Annotated in this window: 15 protein-coding genes; 12 read left to right on the forward strand and 3 right to left on the reverse strand. The window is 61.3% G+C overall.

The genetic code is table 11. The annotated features are described in order from the left end of the window. Window positions 1-76 precede the first annotated feature (76 nt). Window positions 77-1,180, forward strand: a complete 1,104-nt coding sequence (locus H7C18_RS06975) for a S1C family serine protease (RefSeq protein WP_185128307.1) — start codon at window positions 77-79, stop codon at window positions 1,178-1,180. 78 nt (window positions 1,181-1,258) lie between these two features. On the opposite strand, the gene H7C18_RS06980 is transcribed toward H7C18_RS06975, so the two are convergent. Both H7C18_RS06980 and H7C18_RS06985 read right to left on the reverse strand, forming a co-directional pair. Next, window positions 1,259-1,888 (reverse strand): HD domain-containing protein, encoded by a 630-nt coding sequence (locus H7C18_RS06980; RefSeq protein ID WP_185128308.1) that lies wholly within the window; start codon window positions 1,886-1,888, stop codon window positions 1,259-1,261. A 135-nt stretch (window positions 1,889-2,023) separates the two neighbouring features. Further along, entirely contained in the window at window positions 2,024-2,767 is a 744-nt protein-coding gene (locus H7C18_RS06985; RefSeq protein WP_185128309.1) for a sulfite exporter TauE/SafE family protein, read from the reverse strand. Between the two features lie 209 nt (window positions 2,768-2,976). On the opposite strand from H7C18_RS06985, the gene H7C18_RS06990 reads away from it, so the two are divergent. Genes H7C18_RS06990 through H7C18_RS07000 form a run of 3 tightly spaced genes read left to right on the forward strand, consistent with a single transcriptional unit; the run spans window position 2,977 to window position 6,076 of the window. Beyond that, window positions 2,977-3,786 carry a ribose-phosphate pyrophosphokinase gene (locus tag H7C18_RS06990; protein ID WP_185128310.1) on the forward strand — a complete coding sequence of 270 codons (810 nt, stop codon included), beginning with the start codon at window positions 2,977-2,979 and terminating at the stop codon, window positions 3,784-3,786. 1 nt (window position 3,787) lies between these two features. Then, on the forward strand, window positions 3,788-5,275 hold the full coding sequence (locus tag H7C18_RS06995) for a nicotinate phosphoribosyltransferase (protein WP_185128311.1): 1,488 nt from the start codon (window positions 3,788-3,790) through the stop codon (window positions 5,273-5,275). A 27-nt stretch (window positions 5,276-5,302) separates the two neighbouring features. Next, window positions 5,303-6,076 carry an NUDIX hydrolase gene (locus H7C18_RS07000; RefSeq protein WP_185128312.1) on the forward strand — a complete coding sequence of 258 codons (774 nt, stop codon included), beginning with the start codon at window positions 5,303-5,305 and terminating at the stop codon, window positions 6,074-6,076. A gap of 101 nt (window positions 6,077-6,177) precedes the next feature. On the opposite strand, the gene H7C18_RS07005 is transcribed toward H7C18_RS07000, so the two are convergent. After that, a complete protein-coding gene (locus H7C18_RS07005) occupies window positions 6,178-7,212 on the reverse strand; it encodes a Gfo/Idh/MocA family protein (RefSeq protein ID WP_185128313.1) in 1,035 nt (344 codons plus the stop codon). A gap of 236 nt (window positions 7,213-7,448) precedes the next feature. On the opposite strand from H7C18_RS07005, the gene H7C18_RS07010 reads away from it, so the two are divergent. The 8 genes from H7C18_RS07010 (at window position 7,449) to H7C18_RS07045 (ending at window position 19,550) form a co-directional block, all read left to right on the forward strand. Continuing rightward, window positions 7,449-9,209, forward strand: coding sequence for a sensor histidine kinase (locus H7C18_RS07010; RefSeq protein WP_185128314.1), 1,761 nt, complete (start codon window positions 7,449-7,451; stop codon window positions 9,207-9,209). Next, window positions 9,206-11,173 (forward strand): glycoside hydrolase family 15 protein, encoded by a 1,968-nt coding sequence (locus H7C18_RS07015; RefSeq protein WP_185128315.1) that lies wholly within the window; start codon window positions 9,206-9,208, stop codon window positions 11,171-11,173. The genes H7C18_RS07010 and H7C18_RS07015 overlap by 4 nt, the downstream gene beginning before the upstream one ends. Next, complete coding sequence (locus H7C18_RS07020; protein WP_185128316.1) at window positions 11,151-12,572, forward strand: response regulator transcription factor; 1,422 nt, start codon at window positions 11,151-11,153, stop codon at window positions 12,570-12,572. The genes H7C18_RS07015 and H7C18_RS07020 overlap by 23 nt, the downstream gene beginning before the upstream one ends. A 156-nt stretch (window positions 12,573-12,728) precedes the next feature. After that, window positions 12,729-14,471 (forward strand): extracellular solute-binding protein, encoded by a 1,743-nt coding sequence (locus H7C18_RS07025; protein WP_185128317.1) that lies wholly within the window; start codon window positions 12,729-12,731, stop codon window positions 14,469-14,471. 125 nt (window positions 14,472-14,596) lie between these two features. Further along, the gene (locus H7C18_RS07030) at window positions 14,597-15,484 is read left to right on the forward strand and encodes an ABC transporter permease (RefSeq protein WP_185128318.1); all 888 of its coding nucleotides are present in this window, start codon (window positions 14,597-14,599) and stop codon (window positions 15,482-15,484) included. Between the two features lie 16 nt (window positions 15,485-15,500). Continuing rightward, window positions 15,501-16,391 carry a carbohydrate ABC transporter permease gene (locus tag H7C18_RS07035; protein ID WP_185128319.1) on the forward strand — a complete coding sequence of 297 codons (891 nt, stop codon included), beginning with the start codon at window positions 15,501-15,503 and terminating at the stop codon, window positions 16,389-16,391. Between the two features lie 25 nt (window positions 16,392-16,416). Then, the gene (locus H7C18_RS07040) at window positions 16,417-18,387 is read left to right on the forward strand and encodes an alpha-galactosidase (RefSeq protein ID WP_185128320.1); all 1,971 of its coding nucleotides are present in this window, start codon (window positions 16,417-16,419) and stop codon (window positions 18,385-18,387) included. Between the two features lie 44 nt (window positions 18,388-18,431). After that, window positions 18,432-19,550: a mandelate racemase/muconate lactonizing enzyme family protein gene (locus tag H7C18_RS07045; protein ID WP_185128321.1), complete on the forward strand. Its 1,119-nt coding sequence runs from the start codon at window positions 18,432-18,434 to the stop codon at window positions 19,548-19,550. The last annotated feature ends 48 nt before the right edge of the window (window positions 19,551-19,598 follow it).

Below are 19,598 nucleotides of genomic sequence, written 5' to 3' on the forward strand. Positions count from 1 at the left end.
AGTTCCTTTTAATCTCTCTTTTAGGATCGGCCTTCATGATAGAGTCATAGCAAGCGAGACCCAGGAGGCGATCCGAATGGAACAATATAATCAAGATAAAAACCCTATCGAGACGAATAACCGCGATAACCGCGATGAACGCGACGAGCCGATGACGGTCTATCGGTACGATTCTTCGAACAAGCTGATGAACGTACGTTCGGCGTACGAGGAAGAATTGGCTTCCGCAGACCGGGCGGCGGACGGCCCGAACCGCGGGAACCGCGGCAAGCGTCCGGGAGGGATGCCGCTCAAGACGATGCTCGCTTCCTTCCTGGTCGGCGCCCTGGTCGTCGGCGGATTGTCCTTTATGTCGGATCGGATGAACCTGTTCACGGGCGGTGCGTCGTCCGCCATCGAGTCGGGCGGCAATTCGTATTCGGCCGCGTTGGGCCTGACCACGGCCTCCCTCTCCTCCGGCGAGAACAACGCGTCGGTATTCGATCAAGCGAATCCGGCGGTGGTGGAGATCGAAAATTACGGGAACCCGAGCGACCAGTACGGCGCCAACCTCTTCGGCGGGCGCGGCGGATGGATGGGCCGTCAGCAGCTGCAACAGCAGCAGCAGAGCAGCGAGCCCGAGCTGGTGGGCACGGGAACCGGATTTTTCATCGATAAGAGCGGCTATATTTTGACGAACCAGCACGTGATCGCGGACGCGACGGAGCTGAAGGTGACCGTTCCCGGCTACGACGGGAAGCTTACGGCGAAAGTGGTCAACGCGGACGAACAGCTGGATCTGGCGGTGCTGAAGGTGGAGAGCCCGGACGGCAAGGATTTTCCGGCGCTGACGCTCGGCGATTCCGACCAGACGAAGGTCGGGGATGAGGTCATCGCGATCGGCAATCCGTACGGGCTGGATCACACCATGACCATCGGCATTCTGAGCGCCAAGGAACGTCCGATCACGATACAGGAAGACGACGGGACGGAGCATCCGTACGAGCATCTGCTCCAGACCGACGCCGCGATCAATCCCGGCAATTCCGGCGGTCCGCTTCTGAACGCCCAGGGCGAGGTCATCGGGATGAACACGGCGGTCAATGCGGAAGCTCAAGGAATCGGCTTCGCGATTTCGTCGGCGACGATTCAGAACGCGCTGAAGGAGCTGATGTCGGGAACGACGAATCTTTCCTTCTGACGGCAACGGCCCGCCTCCGGGTTTCGCTTAAGCGAACCGGCGGCGGGCCGTTCGTGTTTTGGAAAAAAGAAAGGGGACTTACATCGCTAACGCTTCGTCGGTAATCCGGGCGATATCGATCGGGGAGCGGGATCCTTCGCGGACCAAGTCGGGGAGAATGTGATCGAGGAAATATTTCACGCAGTGAAGCTCGATTTCTTTGATCTTGATCAAGGCGTTCCGGTACATCACGACGAATTCCTTCTCGGTATTTCCGCGCTGCAGCTCGGCGAACGCTTCGTAGACCTGGTCCATTTTATCGGCGACCTCGAGAATTTGTCCTTCCACCGAATCGTCTTTGCCCTCGCGCAGCTGCCTGCGGAAGATCGGCTTCATTTCCTCGGGGATGTGCTCGTCGATGAAGTGGTCGACCATGCCTTCCTCGACCTGCTGCAGCATGGACCGGAGCTCCAGCGAGAAGTGCTTTACGGGCGTCTTGATATCCCCGATGAAAATTTCGCCGTAATCGTGGCTGCTCGTAATTTCGTACAGCTTTTTCCAATCGACGGCGACTCCGTTGCTTTCCTCGATGTCCGCCAGCGTCTTGGCATACTGCACGACCTTCCACGAATGCTCCGCAACGCTGTGATCCTGAAATTTGAATTTGCCCGGGCAGCGAATGATCCGCTCCAAATCGGTCAGCGACTGAAAATACGTGTGAATGCCCATATGCGGAATTCCTTTCTGCATGGTGAAATGGTGTTCACCATACAGTATATCTTCGAATCGTTAATGGACGATAAAACCGGGCTGGGAACTGTTAGCGGAAGGTCAAACGAATGGAAAAACGGCTTGGAGGGCAATCTAGAAAAAAATCAGCTTAATGGAACCCGCGGCAGACAAAGCGAGCACGGAATACTGGAACCATCGGTCGGACAGCTTCGCCAGCACGCGAATGCCGATCCAGGAACCGGCCGCAATCGGAACGATCATCCACGCGTTAAAGATCAGCGAATCCCGGGTGATCATGCCCAGTTGAACGGAGAACGGAACCTTCAGCAGGTTGATGAGGAAGAAAAACCAGGCTCCGGTCCCGACGAACACTTCCTTGGGCAGCTTCTTGCCCAGCAGATAGATCGACATGACGCCTCCCGCGGCGTTGCCGATCATCGTGGCGAATCCGGCGAGCGCGCCCAGAAACGGATTCAGCCACCGGGCCAGCCAAGACGGAACGCCGAGCTTGGCGCCGAAGCGTTCCCGGACCAGGTGCAGCACGATCAACGCCAGCACGAGGCACCCGATGGTCAGCTTCAATTGCCGGTCGTTGACGACTTCCAGGAAGAAATAACCGGCCACGACCCCGATCAGAACCCACGGAATGAGCACGATCAAGTATTTCCAGATCACCTTGCGGCGGTAATACGCAACGGCGATGATGTCGCCGGTAATGAGCATGGGCAGAATGATGCCTACCGAATCCTTGGCGGGAAAAATCATGGCCATCAGCGTGACGGCAAAGATGCCCGAGCTCGGGACGCCCGTCTTGGAAAATCCGATCATAAGTCCGGTAGCGATGCCGATGACGATATCCAGTCCGTCTAGCTGCATGGTTTCTCTCTCCCCGTACCGTTCGCTTCGTTCATTTTAACACGCCCCTCTCATGGCGCAAGACCGTTCTTTGAATAGGGGGCAGCGGAAATTCTGTTTTTTCGACAAAAATCTCTTGACGGTTTTTAATATTGTCACTATGATAATATAAAAATGAATTTATTAAAGACATCGGTGCTGAGCCTGATCAAGCAAGGAGCGTGAACGGAATGATTATGCTAAACGGTGAAAAGCTGGCGTTCGAAACGTACCCCAACGGCGAAACGCGGGTGGACGGCGAACGGATCCTGGACCTGGCCGGCGAGAGCAACCGCCTCGTTCTCAAATACGAGAACGACGGAGATTTGATCAAGCTGATGTTCGTCAAAAGATTTCTGGACGATCATCGATACCCGGCGTCTCTCTATGTTTACTATATGCCTTACAGCCGAATGGACCGGGTCGAAGGCGCATCGGTGTTCACGCTGAAATATGCGGCGAATTTCCTTAACGGGCTTAACTTCGAACAAGTAACGGTCGTCGAGCCTCATTCGGACGTTACGCCGGCTCTGATCGATCGAAGCTCCGCGAAATATCCGACGGTCGAGCTGCTGGATCAAGTGGTGAGGGACACCGGCTTCGACCCGGAGAAGGACTACTTGTTTTTCCCGGACGCGGGAGCGCAGAAGCGCTACGGCAAGGTGAAAGGGTTCAGGCAGCTGGTCGGATTCAAGGAGAGAGATTTCCGGAGCGGGGAGATCCGCAGGCTGGACATCGTCGGCTCCGTCGATAAGCCGGGATTCAAAGCCATTATCGTGGACGACTTATGCTCCTACGGAGGCACGTTCCTTCTCAGCGCGGAAAAGCTCCGCGAGATCGGCGCGGCGGAAGTGTATCTGCTGGTGAGCCACTGCGAGAATTCGATCCGCCAAGGCCGGATTCCGCAGTCGAACGCAATCGATCGGATTTACACGACGGACACGATGCTGGACCCGTCGGATACGGATCTCATTCATATTTATCCCATCGGAGGGTTTTGACATGACAACCAAATTCGTTTACCCGGCCACGCTGCTGTGCGATTTCTACAAAGTCAGCCACAAGAATCAGTATCCGAAAGGGACCGAGCTCGTCTATTCGACCTGGACGGCTCGCACCAGCCGCCTGGCCGGCGTGGATCGCGTCGTCGCTTTCGGCTTCCAGGCTTTTATTAAGGAATACCTGATGGAGTATTTCGACGAGCATTTCTTCGGGAGAACGAAGGAGGAGGTCGTGAACGAGTACAGGCGGGTCATCCGCCTCGCTCTCGGCGTTCCCGAACCGGATGCCGAGCATATCGGGCAGCTGCACGACCTGGGCTATCTGCCGATCCGCATCAAGGCGATCAAGGAAGGCGCCCTCGTTCCGATCAAAGTCCCGATGCTGACCATCGAGAACACGAAGCCCGAATTTTTCTGGCTGACGAACTACCTGGAGACGCTGATGTCGTGCCAGCTGTGGATGCCAGCCACGAGCGCCACGCTGGCGTTCGAGTATCGCAAGATCCTCGAAGAGTACGCCCGCCGCACCAATGGAGACGTCTCGGCCGTCCCGTTCCAGGGACACGACTTCTCGATGCGCGGGATGAGCTCGCTGGAAGCGGCCAAGGGCAGCGGGGCCGGACATCTGCTCTCGTTCGCGGGGACGGATTCGATCCCGGCGATTCTTTACCTGGAAGACCGCTACAAGGCGGATATGGAGAAGGAGCTGGTCGGCACTTCGATCCCCGCGACCGAGCACAGCGTCATGTGCGCGCACGGCCGCGACGAGATGGCCTCGTACCGTTACTTGATCAAGGAAGTGTATCCTAGCGGCTTCGTCTCGATCGTATCGGACACGTGGGACCTGTGGAGCGTGCTGGACGTCGTCATTCGCGGGCTCAAGGACGACATTATGAGCCGGGACGGCCGGGTCGTCATCCGTCCGGACAGCGGCGACCCCGTCCTGATCGTTTGCGGCGATCCTCAGTCGGACAACGAGTTCGGGCGCAAGGGCGTGATCGAGGTGTTGTGGGACATTTTCGGCGGTACGATCACCGAACGCGGGTACAAGCAGCTGGACAGCCATATCGGGGCCATCTACGGGGACGCCATCACGCTGGACCGCTGCCGCGAAATTTGCGAGAGGCTGAAGGCCAAAGGGTTCGCATCGACGAACATGGTGTACGGCATCGGCTCGTTCACGTACCAATACAACACGCGCGATACGTTCGGCTTTGCGCTGAAGTCGACGTACACGGTGGTGAACGGCGAGGAACGCAAAATTTACAAGGATCCGAAGACGGACAGCAACAAGTTCAAGAAATCGCAGACCGGCCTGGTCCGGGTCGTCGCCGCGGAAGACGGCATGGAATATATCGACAACCTGAACAGGGAACAATATGGCCATTATGACGATGCCGATCTGTTGGAGGACGTATTCGTGGACGGCAAGCTGGTCCGCGAGCAGACGCTCGGCGAAGTTCGGGCGGAATTGCTGGCCAACCTGTAGACCAACCGATTGCGAGGAGCCGTTGTCATGAACGAACGTAATGAGAAGCCCGATTCATTCAAGCCCTCCTCCTATCGAACGCCCGACGGGGTGCCGACGGACATCGTGGTGTTCACCATCGCTTCCAGGGAGAAGGAGGGAGCCAAGAAGGCGCTCCCGATCCGGGAGCTGCAGGTCATGCTGATTCAACGCAAGATGTGGCCGTTCGAAGGAAAGTGGGCACTGCCGGGCGGGTTTACGAGAGATACGGAGACGGTGCACGAATGCGCCCGCAGAGAGCTGGAAGAGGAGACGGGCGTCTCCGGCGTCCTCCTGGAATACTTCAACGTTTACAGCGCTCCCGGCCGGGACCCGCGCGGATGGATGATCTCCCACGCGTTCTTCGCGCTGGTCCGCGAGGGCTGTCTCGCCGGCCGGAGCCCTTCGGACGAAGCGGCGGAAGTCGTTCTGTTTCCGGTGGAGGAGGCGCTCGAGATGGAACTGGCGTTTGATCACGCCGTTATCTTGAGGGATGCGTTGGAACGGATTCGCCATCAAATGCTGACGACGACGATCGCCAAGGAATTTCTGCCCGAACAGTTCACGATCAGCGAGCTTTATCAGGTCATCCGGACGGTGGCGCCCGCGTTCGAGGAGCGGAACTTCCTTCGGAAAGTCACGTCCACCCAGAGCCGCAAAGGCATTCTGGAGGAGGTCCTTGACTCCGACGGTCGGCCCGCGGTGTCGAACCGGTACTCCCAGCGTCCGGCGCAGCTGTACCGGTTCACGGATTACGCGCCGGAGCTGTCCATTTACGGCTAGCCGTAAACGGCGCGTTCGGAATCCTCGAAAAAGAGCGGCAGCCCGGGACGATCGTAGTCGTCTCCGAGCTGCCGCCGATTTGTTTTGTCAGGAAACGGCGATCAGAGTCTGATCTCGTGTCCGGTCTCGGCCGATTCGTAGATCGCGGACAGAATCTTGATCATGTCGACCCCTTGATCCGGCGTAATGGTCGGAGTCTCCCGGCCGAGCACGCATTCCACGAAGTGGCGGATGTTCGCCGTATGCTGGGGAACGTTCGCTCCCGGGAACTTCGGCTGCTGGTCGATCAGCGCGCCGTCCGCTTCCGTGAAGATGCGGAGCTTGTCGTTGATCAGACTGAAGCCGCCTTCGGTGCCTCTCCACTCCAGGAATTTCTGCTCCTCTTCGACGTTGGACGCCCAGCTGAACTCGATCTGCAGCGAAGAGCCGTTGTCGAAGCGGATGAATCCGGCCGCCAGGTCCTCGACGTCGAACGTTCCTTCCGGAATTTTGCCCGATGCGTCGGGACGATCGGCGAACTTGCGGTACGTCGAGCCGGACACTGTAACCGGCTTCGGATTGCCGTTCAGCCACATCGCCAGGTCGATCATGTGAACGCCAAGGTCGATCAGCGGTCCGCCGCCGGACAGCTTCTTGGTCGTGAACCAGCCGCCGCGCCCCGGGATGCCCCGGCGGCGCAGCCAGCCGCAGCGTCCCGTGTACAGCTCGCCGAGCTTGCCTTGTCCGATCGCCCGCTTGATGAACTGCGCTTCCTCGCTGAACCGGTTGTTGCGCATCGTCATGAGCAGCTTGCCCGACGCCTTGGCCGCGTCCGCCATCTTCTGCGCCTCGATCGGATTGATCGCGTCCGGCTTCTCGCAGAATACGTGCTTGCCCTTCTGCAGAGCCGCGATCGCAATCTCCGAATGGTACAGGTTCGGCGTGCTGATGCCGACGATATCGATCGAAGGATCCGCGATCAGATCGTGATAATCCTCGTAGACTTTCGCATCCGGAAAATCCTTGGCCGCCGCTTCCGCCGACGCGCGGAAGGCGTCGCAGAACGCGACGATCTCGACTTCCTTGTGGGACAGCCAGCCCGGTAGATGGGCGAACTTGAAGATGCCGCCCGTACCGATAACTCCTACTTTTAACATCGTGAATCGCTCTCCTCGTTTTAACGGATCTATCCCTATTCTAATATAAAAGGGGCGGGATGCATCGATTGCCGATCAGGTCCAATTGTTATCGGATTCTGTCCTTCGCCCCCTTGCCGCCTCTTCCCCCGGAAAGCCGCTTGCTCGTTCCCGTGCCATGATTTACGGATTCTCAAGAGCGTCGGGTTGTGATAGATTTAATTCTACGATACCGGGACCGAGAAGGGGCAACCGAGATGAAACGAAGGGCACGACTGGTCTCCGCGGTTCGGACGGCGATGCTGCGGAACAAGCTTTTTTACTCGTTGAAGAACAGGGTGACGGCCGTCTTCCTCCTCAGCACGCTGATCACGTTCACCCTTGTAAGCGCTGCCTCGTATTACACGATCTACTCGATTCTGTACAACAAGATCGAGAAGAACATCCAGCTCACCCTGGACCAGGTATCCAAGGACACCGACTCGGCCATGGACAACCTGCTGTCCGTGTCCAACCAGCTGAGCTACGGCGGGATCGTCTCGAACGACCTGGCGAACTTCCTGTCCACGGACAGCTACTCCAGCAAGCGGACCCACTACGACAACATCAACTCCTATTTGAACTTGATCGACTACACGAACCCGACGGCGGGATTCCATTTTTACTACCGGTCCGACTCCAAGGATATTCTGTTCGGGAACGGCAGCCTGAGCCGGGACTTCAACCTGGACGGCCTGCCTCTGCTCACGGAGCAAACGTTCTTCGCCTTCTACGGTCCCCACCCTTCGTTCGCCGGAGGAGCGGGCGACCTGGTCCTGTCGATGTCCCGCCCGGTCCAGATCGGGAGCGACATCAACCTGAAGCTGTACCTGGAGTCCAATACGGCGGTGCTGCCGCGGATTCTGAAAACGGAGCAGCTCGGCATGCGGGTGAGCTACGCGCTGGTAAGCGACGGCGGGCAGGTGGTGTACAGCGAGCTTCCGAACGCTTATCCGACCGGGTCGATCTACGACGGCAAAATCAAGAAAGCGGCAGACTCCTACCTTTTCGGGAGCGAGAGCCGCTACGGGTGGAAGCTGCTGGCCGCCTTCGACAAAGGCGCCTTCAACCGGGAGATTCGGGACTGGGCGGTCCGGATGGCGCTGCTCGGCATCGCGCTGATGCTCGTCAGCCTCCTGCTCGGCTACTTGGTCTGGCGGGCGGTTTACGTGCCGATCCGGCTTTTCAAACGGGAGATCGGCACGCTCGCGTCCAGCCCGTTCGACACCGGGAGCTCGGAGCGCACGAACGTGGCCGAATTCGACAAGGTGCTGAAGGAGTTCCACTTGATGAAGGAGCGGATTCAATCGCTGCTCGTCGAGGTGAAGCAGAAGGAGAACGACAAGCGGCAGCTCGAAGTCGACAAGCTGCTCTCCCAGATCAATCCGCATTTTCTGTACAACACCCTGAACACGGTGCAATGGATCGCGAAGGCGGAAGGGCAGCGGACGATCGTCAAGCTCGTGGCGGAGCTCACCCGGCTGCTGCGGTACAATCTCGGCAAGGAAGGCTCCGTCGTCACGGTCGACCGGGAGGTGTCCGCTTTGAAGGACTACGTCTCCCTGCAGCTGGTGCGCAACGATCACCAGTTCGAGGTGCGGTACGACGTGGACGAAGAGGCCAAGGACGTCGCGATTCCGCGGTTTATTTTGCAGCCGCTCGTGGAGAATGCCATCACCCATGGCCTGACCGACGGACAAGGCACGATCGGGGTCAAAGTGGCGAAGAACGGCCCGAGCCATGTGACGGTCGAGGTCGCGGATGACGGGGCGGGCCTGACGGTGGAGCAGCGGCTCGCGATTCTCGAGCAAGGCCCGAACGGGCTCGCCGGCAACGGCCTCGGCATCGGGCTTAGCTACGTGAACAAGATGCTGGAGGTCCATTATGGAGAAGGATGCACGCTGTCCATCGACAGCTCTCCGGAGACCGGCACGTCTTACCGTTTTACCATTCCCAACCGGAAGGCAGATGACGCATGAGAAAGTGGAGCAGCAGAGGAACCGACGAAGGAAGCCGGCATGCGATCGGCAACGGAGAGATGCTCGTCTACGGCATCGGCCCGAATATCGAGTATGTGTACGCGCCTCCCTACAGCAGCCCCCCGATGATCGGCTTGGCCGCCCGGGAAGACGGCTTCGGGCTCGAATGCGAATCCGAACGCGTCTTCGGAACGGCGATCTGGAAGCACCGCATCCGGCGAGAGGACGGGGCGCCTGTCGCCGCGATCACGGATTACCTGCTGCCGGACCGGAATATTCTGGTGAGAGAGGTCGAAGCGGACGCCGAGCTTCGATTCCGCGCCGTTCCGCTGCCGGGCGTACGTCCGGTTGCCGTCGGCCGCGTTCTCGACGGAGAGGAGAAGGTTCCGGACGCGTCCTCCTATCTGTTTAGCTATACGAAAGGCCTCGCGTTTCTAGCCTACGATCCGGTGACGGAGGAAGTCGATCTGCTCGTAACGGTAGACGGAAGCGGATCGTGGGAGGACGCGGGGGACGGAGGTCCGGTCGTCCGGCTGCGTCCGGGGAAGAGCCGGATCGCGTTCGCCGCGGGGACCCGGTATCCGGATCTGCTGCGGGACACGGAGCGGGTTCTGGCCGATTCGGACGGTACTTATCTGACGCGGACGAAAGCGTACTGGCGGAGATACGCCGGGAGGCGGACGGACTTCGCCGCGCTGATTCCGGCCGGCCACCCGCAGAGGGCGGCGATGCTGGAAGCGATCGACAGCGTGTCCGTGCTGCTGAAGTGCCAGCATTCCTCGTCCGGCGGCGTCGTTCCCGGCCACCGGTATAGCCCGATGGCGTACGTCCGGGACATGGCCGGCGTGCTGCGCGGCTATCTGGCGCTCGGGTACCGTGAGGAAGCCGAGTCGATTCTGCGATTCTGGCAGCGGAAGTGGGAACGGTTCGGGAACCTCGAGAACGCCGAAGGGATGGGCGACGATTCGGTCCGGCTCAGCGGCGGCAACAACGAGGTGGAAGTGCCGGCGCTGCTGATTCTGTGCGCCTTCGAATACGCCCGGCAGACGAAGGACGAATCGCTGCTGGAGGACCTGTGGCCGATGATGGACTGGGCGTTCTCGGTCCAGCTCGGCCATCTGGCCGGCGGCATGCTCGAATTCAGCAGCGACGAGACGTACATGGCCGGCGGCATCATTCCCCGGCACCTGATGTTTCAGGGCTCCGCCGAAGCGACGCTGCTGTTCGCGACGGGCGGGGCCCAGCTGCTCGGCTGGGCGGAGAAGCGCGGGCTGCTGGCCGGCGGGAAACGGGAACGGTACCGGGAGAAGCTGGGGGAGGCCGAACGGCTGTTCAAGGCGAATTTTATGCCGGACGGCACGCTCTGCGCCAACCAGCCGAAGCGGGTGGAGCTGGCCGGCAAGCCCCGGTACCAGTTCGGGTTCTGCGACGCCCACGGCCGGCTGGACGGAAAGCTGGTCAACCGCTGGATCGAGCGGCAGGAGCAAGGGTATTACCTGTGCGCGGAGTGCAAGGGAAGGGCGATGCCGGAACCGGAAGTCGACGAGGGAAGGCTCTACGAGCTGAATTCCGTCAACCTGCTGCCGCTCTACTTCGGCAGCGATCTGCTCGCGCCGGAGGAAGCGGCCGCCGTGGCGAGGCGGGGCATCGGCCGGTTCGCCGCGACCGGCGTCATTCCGTCCGATATCGGCGGCACTCGCGCGCTCGGCTATGACTGCGGCCTGATGCTGTACAACGCCGTCGCGCTTGGCGACCCGATTCGGGATCGCTTGCTGGACAAGGCGCTCGGCCTGCTTGATCCGACGGGCGCGTGGGCGGAATATTACGACGATGACCGGCCGGCGGATTGCTGCCGCGCCCGGCCTTGGGAGAGCGCCATGAATATCGAAGGCGTGACGGCGTACATCCGTTCGCTGAATTTCCACGGGGAGGCGGAAGCCGATGAACAAAGTGCTGATCGTTGACGACGAGAAGCTCGTCCGTCAGGGTATCATGACGACTTTTCCTTGGGGCAAGCACGGCTTCGAGGTGGCCTGCAGCGCGGGCAGCGGCGAACAGGCGCTGGAACTGCTCGAACGGGAGGAAGTCGACCTGCTGGTGACCGACCTGGCGATGAATGGAATGTCGGGCCTGGAGCTGATCAAGCGGGCGCGGCAGCTGCGCCGCGACTTGCCGGTCGTCGTGCTGACCTGTCACGACAACTTCCGCTACATTCAGGAAGCGATGCGCCTCGGGGTGCTCGATTATATCGTCAAAACGGAGATCGAAGACGAAGTGGTGGACGAGACGCTCATGCGGATCGCCGGCAAGCTGAACGGAGAGCAATCGGCGGACGGGGGAGCGCCGCAAGGTCCGGCGCCCGGGGAACCTGCCCGCGAAGGGCTTCTGCTCTGCGGTCCGGCCCGGTCGAGCATGCCGGCGGATCTGCTGGCGCCGGGAGACCGGGAAGGATGGGCCGGCCAGCTGGCGGAAGTGGATGCGGCGACGTGGCTGCTCCGGACGACCGGCGCCGAGGCCGACCGCTGGATGGCCAAGCTTGCGCCCGCGCTGGAGGAAGGCGGATGGATCTGCGTCCGGCTGACCGGCATCGACGGGGAGGACGATCGCGACGCGGCGGCCAAGCTGAGGCGGTTCCGCCGCCGCGCGCTGTTCTACCGCCCGGATCGAGCGGCCGGAACGATCGCGTGGCGCGATCTTCCCGAGGCTGGAGAGGCGGGAGAGGAGGACGGCGAAGCGGCAGCCCGCCTTCGGACCGTTTGGAACCGCTCGGACTGGGTACATGACGAGGAGCTGTTCGAGCGGCAGCTTCGCCGCACGGCCGAAGCCGGCTTGGACGCGGAAGAGCTGCGCAGCCTGTTCTATCCGGTCGCGCTGGAATGGGAACGCCTGTTGAACGCCGGGGTTCTCAAGGGATTTCTCGGCTTGGCGGATGCGGGACTCTATTGGGCGGAATGGGAGGCCTGGCTGCGGGACTTCCGCGCCGCGATCCGCCGCGCCGCCGGACGGAACGCGACCCGGCAGATCGCGGACGCGATCCTGCAGGCCGCCGAGCGAATCCGGACGGGGGGCGATCTGGAGATCAGCGAGGAGGAGATGGCCAGAGCCGCGAACATGAGCCGGGGCTACTTCAGCAAGTCGTTCAAGAAAGTAACCGGCCGATCCTACGGCGAATACGTCCGGCTCGTCAAGCTGGAGCGGGCCAAGGAGATGCTTCTGCGCACGGACGAGCCGATCACCCGCGTGGCGGAGCTGTGCGGCTTCAGCGATTACCGTCATTTCAGCCGCGTGTTCCGCGATTATACCGGCAAGCTGCCGACCGATTATCGCAAAGCCGGCGCGGGGGACGGGCGTCCCGAAGTGTGAATCCGGTGCCCGCCGGTGTGAACGGCGTTCCCGCAACCGGTTACAAAAACCGCACGAATCGAACGCTCCCTTGCCTATAACCTTCGGAAGCCTTCCCGTAGAATAAGGCTGTAAGGGGTTTCAACAAAAATACAGTCATCGAAGGGGTTGTTCGTATTGCCAAAGACTAGTTGGAGGAAGCCCGTCCTGCTGGCGATGCCGGCGATGCTGCTCGCCTTGGCCGCCTGCTCGAGCGGCGGCTCGTCCGATTCGAATTCCGCTTCGCCGTCCGCCAGCCCTTCCGCAGCGGAATCTGCAAGCGCCTCCGCAAGCGCTTCCGCTTCGCCGGCCAAGGATCCATGGGGACCGCTTCCGGAGAAGACGACCGTCAATATTTTCAAAGTGGAGCCCGACGGAGGCCCGGACTTCCTCGCTCTGCCGGAAGGCGAGACGATTACGAATAACCGTTATATCAAGGCCATCGACGAGAAGTTCAACCTCGACGTCAAATTCCCGATCGACGTGAAAGGCGGGGCGGCCGGCGAGGAGAAGGGCAACCTGATGATCGCCAGCAACGACATCACCGACGTCATGATCGTCGGCTACAACCAATACTTGCAGATGATCGATAACGGCATGCTGGCCGATCTGACGCAATCATACAACGACTACGCTTCTCCGCAGATGAAGGAGGTTCTGCAGACGGACGGCGGCAAGGCGCTCGAGCTGGCGACCGTCGACGGCAAGCTGTACGGCATTCCGACAATGGGCACGGTTCACAATTCCGACCCGCTGATCTGGCTGCGCAAGGACTGGCTCGACAAGCTCGGCCTGCAGCCTCCGAAGACGGTGGACGACCTGGTCGCCATTCTGAAGGCGTTCAAGGACCAGGACCCGGACGGCGACGGCAAGGCGGACACGATCGGCCTGCCGGGCGTGGACAAATTCGCGAAGACCTCGGCCGACGGCGCCCCCGCCTTCTACGGCTACGACGCGATCTTCAGCGCGTTCAAGGCGTACACCGGCACTTGGGTCAAGGGCTCGGACGGCACCGTCCAGTACGGCTCCATCCAGCCGCAGACGAAGGACGCGCTGGCCAAGCTGAACGAGATGTACCAGGCGGGCGTCATCCCGAAGGATTTCGCCATCATGAAGAACGAGCAGGCCTCGGAGAAAGTCGCGTCCAACACGGCCGGCGCCTTCTTCGGTCCGTGGTGGGCCGGCTGGGATCCGCTGACTTCCGCGATCAAGAACGATCCGAAGGCAGACTGGCGGGCTTACTCCCTGCTCGATACGGACGGCAAGTCGAGATCGCTGCAGGAGACGCCGATCGGCTCCATCGCCGTCGTAAAGAAGGGCTTCAAGTACCCGGAAGCGATGATCAAGATGGTCAACTACGGCTACCAGGTGCAGCTCGACGATCCGGCGGTGGCCGGCGGCGATCCTTATCAGGGACTGACGATGCCGAACTGGCAGACGCTTCCGGTGCCGCTCGCGCTGTGGCGCGCCGACTCCGTCATCCTGGACCATACCGGCGTCGTGGCCGCCTCCAAGGGAGAAGAGCTGCCGAAGGTCGGGGCGGCGACGCTCCAGAACTACAAGACCCAAGGCGGCTACTGGAGCAAGGGCCTCGACTGGTTGCGCCAGAACCCGGACTCCTACGGCGAACCGCTCTCGCGGGTGTACGGCGTGGACCCGATCGTCGAGAACGATACCGAGCCGGTCTACAGCGAATATTACGGCGTCACCCATACGATGGAGCAGAAGATGACCAACCTCGACAAGCTGGAGATCGATTCGTTCATCAAGATCATCACGGGCGAGAAGCCGCTCGACTACTTCGACGAGTTCGTCTCCCAGTGGAAGAAGCTCGGCGGCGACCAGATCACCAAGGAAGTCAACGAAGCGCTGGAGAAGTGAAGCCTGCCGCACCGACATAAAGGGGCAAGCGGACGAGAGCGCTGCGCGTCATGCGCCGCGCTTTCGTCAAACCAAAAGAGTTGCCGGGCTAATCTATTCCCTAGGCTTCCGAAAGAGGGCCGATCATGAGAAACAAACTGGCGATACACTACCACGTCATGCTCATCCCCGCGATCGTCATTCTGGGCCTGTTCAGCATCTATCCGCTCTTCGGGCTGATGATCGCGTTCGAGGACTTCAAGCCGGGCCGGGGCATCTGGCATTCTCCGTTCGTCGGCTGGGAAAATTTTCAGTACGTGTTCATGCTGCCGGACATCAAGCAGATTTTCTACAACACCGTTTCGATCGCCATCATGAAAATCGTCTTCACGCAGCTGTTCGCGATCGTGTTCGCTTTGCTGCTCAATGAAGTGAAGAACCTGCTTTTCAAAAAAACGGTCCAAACGATCGTCTACCTGCCCCACTTTATCTCCTGGGTGCTCCTGGGCGGCATCATCATCAACGTGCTGTCGCTGGACGGCATCGTGAACGAGGCGCTGCAGGCGATCGGGATTCCGCCGATCTTCTTCCTGGGCAGCAACCACTGGTTCCCCGGCGTGATGGTCGGAACGCACGTCTGGCAGGAATTCGGCTTCTCCGCCATCGTCTACCTGGCCGCGCTGACCGGCATCAACCCGAGCTTGTACGAAGCGGCGGCCATCGACGGCGCCGGACGCTTCAAGCGGCTGCTTCATATCAGCCTGCCCGGCATTACGGCCACCATCATTCTGCTCCTGACGCTGGACTTGCAGAACGTGCTCAACGCCGGGTTCGAGCAGATTCTGAACCTGTACAACCCGATGGTGTACCAGTCGGGCGACATTATCGACACGTACGTGTACCGCGCCGGCCTTCGGGAATTCCAGTACGAGCTCGGAACGGCCGTAGGCTTGTTGAAATCGGCCGTCAGCTTCGTCCTGATCGCCATCTCTTATTTCCTGGCGTCCAAGTTCGCCAATTACCGCATTTTCTAAGGAGGAGCGAGCGGCAATGGTCAAAAGCTTCCGGACAACCGACCGCGTCTTCGACGTCATCATCGTGGCCGTCCTCACCCTCCTCTCCTTGAGCACCTTGCTGCCGCTCGTCCACATCGTGGCCGAATCGTTCAGCGACAAAGCGGCGGTCGCGGGCGGCCTGGTCACGTTCTACCCGCGGCATTTCACGCTCGTCGCCTATCGCGCCGTCATGTCGGACCACGCCTTCTTCCGGGCGTTCCTCGTCTCGGTCGAACGGGTGCTGCTCGGAGGCGGCTTGCAGTTCGCGTTCACGATTCTGACGGCCTACGCCTTGTCCCGGCCGACTTCGGAATTCCGGTCGCGCAACGCGTATATGTGGATACTCGTGTTCACGATGATTTTCAGCGGCGGGATGATCCCGTTCTACCTGACGATTCGCGACCTGCACCTGCTGGACACGATGGCGGCCCTTGTGCTGCCCACCGCCGTTCCGGTGTTCAACGTGGTCGTGCTGATGAATTTTTTCAAGAGCTTGCCCAAAGAGCTGGACGAGGCGGCCCTGATCGACGGAGCCGGGCCTTGGTACCGGATGGTCTCCCTGTATGTGCCGCTGTCGCTGCCGTCGATCGCGACGGTCACGCTGTTCAGCGTCGTCGGGCATTGGAACGCGTTTTTCGACGGGATGCTGCTCATGAACAGCCCCGACAAGTACCCGCTGCAGACGTATTTGAACCAGATCATCGTCCAGGCTTCCCAGCCGCAGTCGCATCTGACGCCGGACCAGATCAAGCAGCTCTCCCAGCTGTCGGACCGGACGGTCAATTCGGCGAAGATCCTGGTCAGCCTCGTGCCGATTCTGATCGTGTACCCGTTCTTGCAGCGGTATTTCGTCACGGGGATGACGCTCGGCTCGGTCAAGGAATGAATCGGACGGATAGGGGGTGGAAGAGATGAATGGATTCGTCGTGACGTACGACGGCAAATGCCGTTCGAACGAAGACGGCTTCTCGAAGCGGCAGCCTGCGTCGATTCAAGAGCAGGCGGACGGATCGTCGGTCCGCACGGAAAGCTTCGCGTCGGACGACGGCGCTTTGAGCGTAGACTCCGTAACGGCGACGTACCCGGACTCCGCCGTCATCCAGCGAAGGATTCGGGTGACGAACCGGTCGGCGCGCACCGTTCGCGTTACGAGGCTGGACCCGTTGTGCGGCGTGCTGCCGAAGATGGAGTACACGCTCGATTATTTCGAATCGACCAACGGGCAGGAGTTCTCGCCGAAGTCGGTGCCGCTGGCGGGAACGAAGGTGCTGGAGACGACGGCGGGGCGGTCATCCAAGGGAATGCACCCTTGGTTCGCGCTGAGCGACGTCCATGGAGGCGCGCTCGCCGCGGCCGTCGCCTGGTCGGGCAACTGGATCTTCCGCTTCGAGCCGCTGGACGGCGGCGCATACCGGGTAACCGGCGGCATGAGCGATTGGGCGTTCGCCAAGGAGCTTCGGCCGGGCGAGACGATGGAGAGCGTCCCGGTCCTGTACGCGGCATTGCCGGAAGGCGGCCCGGACGCGGTCTCGGTCGAATTCGGCCGCTGGGGCTTGCGGTTCTGGTATCCGCGGAACGAGATGTCCCGCCGCGTGCCCGTCGCTTGGAACCATTGGTGGCCCTACGAGGATTCGGCGATCAACGAGGAAGTGTTCCGCGCCAACGTCGACAAGGCGGCGGAGCTCGGCGTCGAGGTGTGCACGCTGGACGCCGGCTGGTTCGGCGAGCCGGACCCGCACTGCAACGACCACCTGGGGTGGAGCGAGAACGTGGACTGGGTGCTGAAGCGCGGGGATTGGCACAAGATCAACACGCTTCGTTTTCCGTCCGGCATTCGATCCTTATCCGACTATGTGCATGCGAAGGGAATGAAATTCGGCATCTGGTGCGAGATCGAGGCGCTCGGCGTCAAGTCCGACGTCTATGTCGAACGGCCGGAGCTTCCCGCGTTCCGGGACGGTACTTCGCTCGGCTACGTGTGCCTCGGCAATCCGGACGCCCGGGACTGGGCGTTCGGCGTGCTGGAGAGGCTGATCGTCGAATACAAGGCGGACTGGATCAAGCTCGACTTCAACCTCGACCCGCGAGCCGGCTGCAACCGGACGGATCACGGGCACGGGGCAGGCGACGGCCTGTACGAACACTATCTCGGCTATTACGAGCTGCTGGAGAGGGTGCGGGCGAAATACCCGGACGTCTATCTGGAGAACTGCTCGTCCGGCGGCCTGCGCATCGACCTCGGCCTGGCCCGGCATACGCACGGAGCTTTCCTGAGCGACCCGGATTTTACCCGGCATCATCTGCAGCTGTTCTGGGGAGCTTCGCTCATGCTGCATCCGTCGGCCTGCTTCCACTTCACCTGGTCGCAGACGATCGTGCATTACGACAGCAACCTCGACAAAGATCCGATCAAGCCCGGCATGCCGAGGCACAAATTCGATTACCTTATCCGCGCCAACATGCTGAACGGCTTCGGCATCTCGTACCGGCTGCCCGAGCTGCCGGACTGGGCTGCCCGGAGGCTTCGCGAGCTGATCGGGTTCTACAAAGAGACGATGAGGCGCTTCGTCGGGGAAGCGGACATGCATCGGCTGACCGGGCAGACGATCCGGGATGGCCGGGGCGATTCGTGGAACGCGTTCCTGTACGTCATGGACGGCGCCGAAGAAGCGATGCTGTGCGCGTTCCGGCTGGCCGATTCGGAGCCGGAGCGGCGGCTCCGCCTGGTCGGCCTGGACCCGTCGGCGGCATACGAGATTCGCGCGGCGGACGGCGGTTGGACGCAGGAGGAGAGCGGCGCGGCGCTGATCGAAGAAGGGCTGCTGCTCTCCGGCCTGGAGGAAGAGGCGTCGGAAGTGCTGCTGCTTCGGAAGAAGGCCTGATAGGTCGCACGGGCAATGGACAACGGGCAGGGGAGAGAGACCGCATGAAGATCACGGAAGTGGAAGCCATCTATTTGAAAATACCCGATCTGGACGCGACCAAATGCGACGGCACCCAGGATACGCTGCTGATCCGGATCCGCACGGACGAAGGAATCATCGGCGTCGGCGAGGTCGATTCGGTTCCGCTCGTCGCCAAGGCGGCGATCGACGCGCCGGCCTCCCATTCGATCGCGACGGGGCTGCGCAGCCTGCTCCTCGGGGAGAACCCGCTGGAAGTCGAGCGGCTCTGGGAGAAGATGTACGAAGGGACGATCTACTTCGGCCGTTCGGGCCCCGCCGTGCACGCGATCAGCGGCATCGACATGGCGCTCTGGGACATCGTCGGCCAGCATGCCAAGGTTCCGGTCTCGGAAGCGCTGGGCGGCGCGTTCCATCGCAAGCTGAAGGCGTACGCCAGCTCGCTGATGCCGGACACCGTCGCGGAGGCCGCGGCGCTGGCGGAGCGCTACGCCGGGCAAGGCTACAAGGCGATGAAATTCGGCTGGGGGCCGATCGGCCGGAACGCTTGGTTCGACGAGGAGCAGATTCGGGCGATCCGCGAGGCGGTCGGTCCGGACATCGACGTCATGATCGACGCCGGCCTGGCTTGGGACCTGAAGGGCGCGCTGCGCATGGCGGAGGTGTACGAGAAGTACGGCGTGTTCTGGCTGGAGGAGCCGCTGCACCCGGATAACCTCGACGGGTACCGCGAGCTGGCCGGCCGGACCAGCCTGTACATCGCCGGCGGCGAACAGGAGAGCGGCAGCGCGGCGTTCCGCCGCCTGCTGGACGAAGGGCGGCTGGACATCATCCAGCCGGACCTCGGCCGCTGCGGCGGGCTGTCGGAAGGACGCCGGATCGCGCGCCTCGCGCACGACCGGCACAAGAAAGTCGTGCCGCACGCCTTCAAGACGGGCGTCCTCGTCGCCGCCAGCACCCACTTCGCGGCGTCCATTCCCGAGGGGTTCCTCATCGAGCACACCGTGTCCGCGTCTCCGCTGACCCGGGATCTCGTCCCGGAGCCGATCGAGTTCAAGGACGGCTATGTGCACGTCCCGAACCGCCCGGGGCTGGGGGTTACGGTGGACGAGTCGGTCATCGAGAGGTATCGGGTGCTGTAGCTATGCGTTTGGGACTGCGTTAGCGGGACTTCGGCCGTTAGGATCGAT

This window comes from Cohnella zeiphila (assembly GCF_014212055.1).
Taxonomy (GTDB): Bacteria; Bacillota; Bacilli; order Paenibacillales; family Paenibacillaceae; genus Cohnella; species Cohnella zeiphila.

Coding starts and splice junctions, on each gene's coding strand:
- H7C18_RS07030 (WP_185128318.1), top strand. CDS start 14,597: ATGAGAAACAAACTGGCGATACACTACCACGTCATGCTCATCCCCGCG.
- H7C18_RS07010 (WP_185128314.1), top strand. CDS start 7,449: ATGAAACGAAGGGCACGACTGGTCTCCGCGGTTCGGACGGCGATGCTG.
- H7C18_RS06995 (WP_185128311.1), top strand. CDS start 3,788: ATGACAACCAAATTCGTTTACCCGGCCACGCTGCTGTGCGATTTCTAC.
- H7C18_RS07040 (WP_185128320.1), top strand. CDS start 16,417: ATGAATGGATTCGTCGTGACGTACGACGGCAAATGCCGTTCGAACGAA.
- H7C18_RS06985 (WP_185128309.1), bottom strand. CDS start 2,767: ATGCAGCTAGACGGACTGGATATCGTCATCGGCATCGCTACCGGACTT.
- H7C18_RS07035 (WP_185128319.1), top strand. CDS start 15,501: ATGGTCAAAAGCTTCCGGACAACCGACCGCGTCTTCGACGTCATCATC.
- H7C18_RS07005 (WP_185128313.1), bottom strand. CDS start 7,212: ATGTTAAAAGTAGGAGTTATCGGTACGGGCGGCATCTTCAAGTTCGCC.
- H7C18_RS06990 (WP_185128310.1), top strand. CDS start 2,977: ATGATTATGCTAAACGGTGAAAAGCTGGCGTTCGAAACGTACCCCAAC.
- H7C18_RS07045 (WP_185128321.1), top strand. CDS start 18,432: ATGAAGATCACGGAAGTGGAAGCCATCTATTTGAAAATACCCGATCTG.
- H7C18_RS06975 (WP_185128307.1), top strand. CDS start 77: ATGGAACAATATAATCAAGATAAAAACCCTATCGAGACGAATAACCGC.
- H7C18_RS06980 (WP_185128308.1), bottom strand. CDS start 1,888: ATGGGCATTCACACGTATTTTCAGTCGCTGACCGATTTGGAGCGGATC.
- H7C18_RS07020 (WP_185128316.1), top strand. CDS start 11,151: ATGAACAAAGTGCTGATCGTTGACGACGAGAAGCTCGTCCGTCAGGGT.
- H7C18_RS07000 (WP_185128312.1), top strand. CDS start 5,303: ATGAACGAACGTAATGAGAAGCCCGATTCATTCAAGCCCTCCTCCTAT.
- H7C18_RS07015 (WP_185128315.1), top strand. CDS start 9,206: ATGAGAAAGTGGAGCAGCAGAGGAACCGACGAAGGAAGCCGGCATGCG.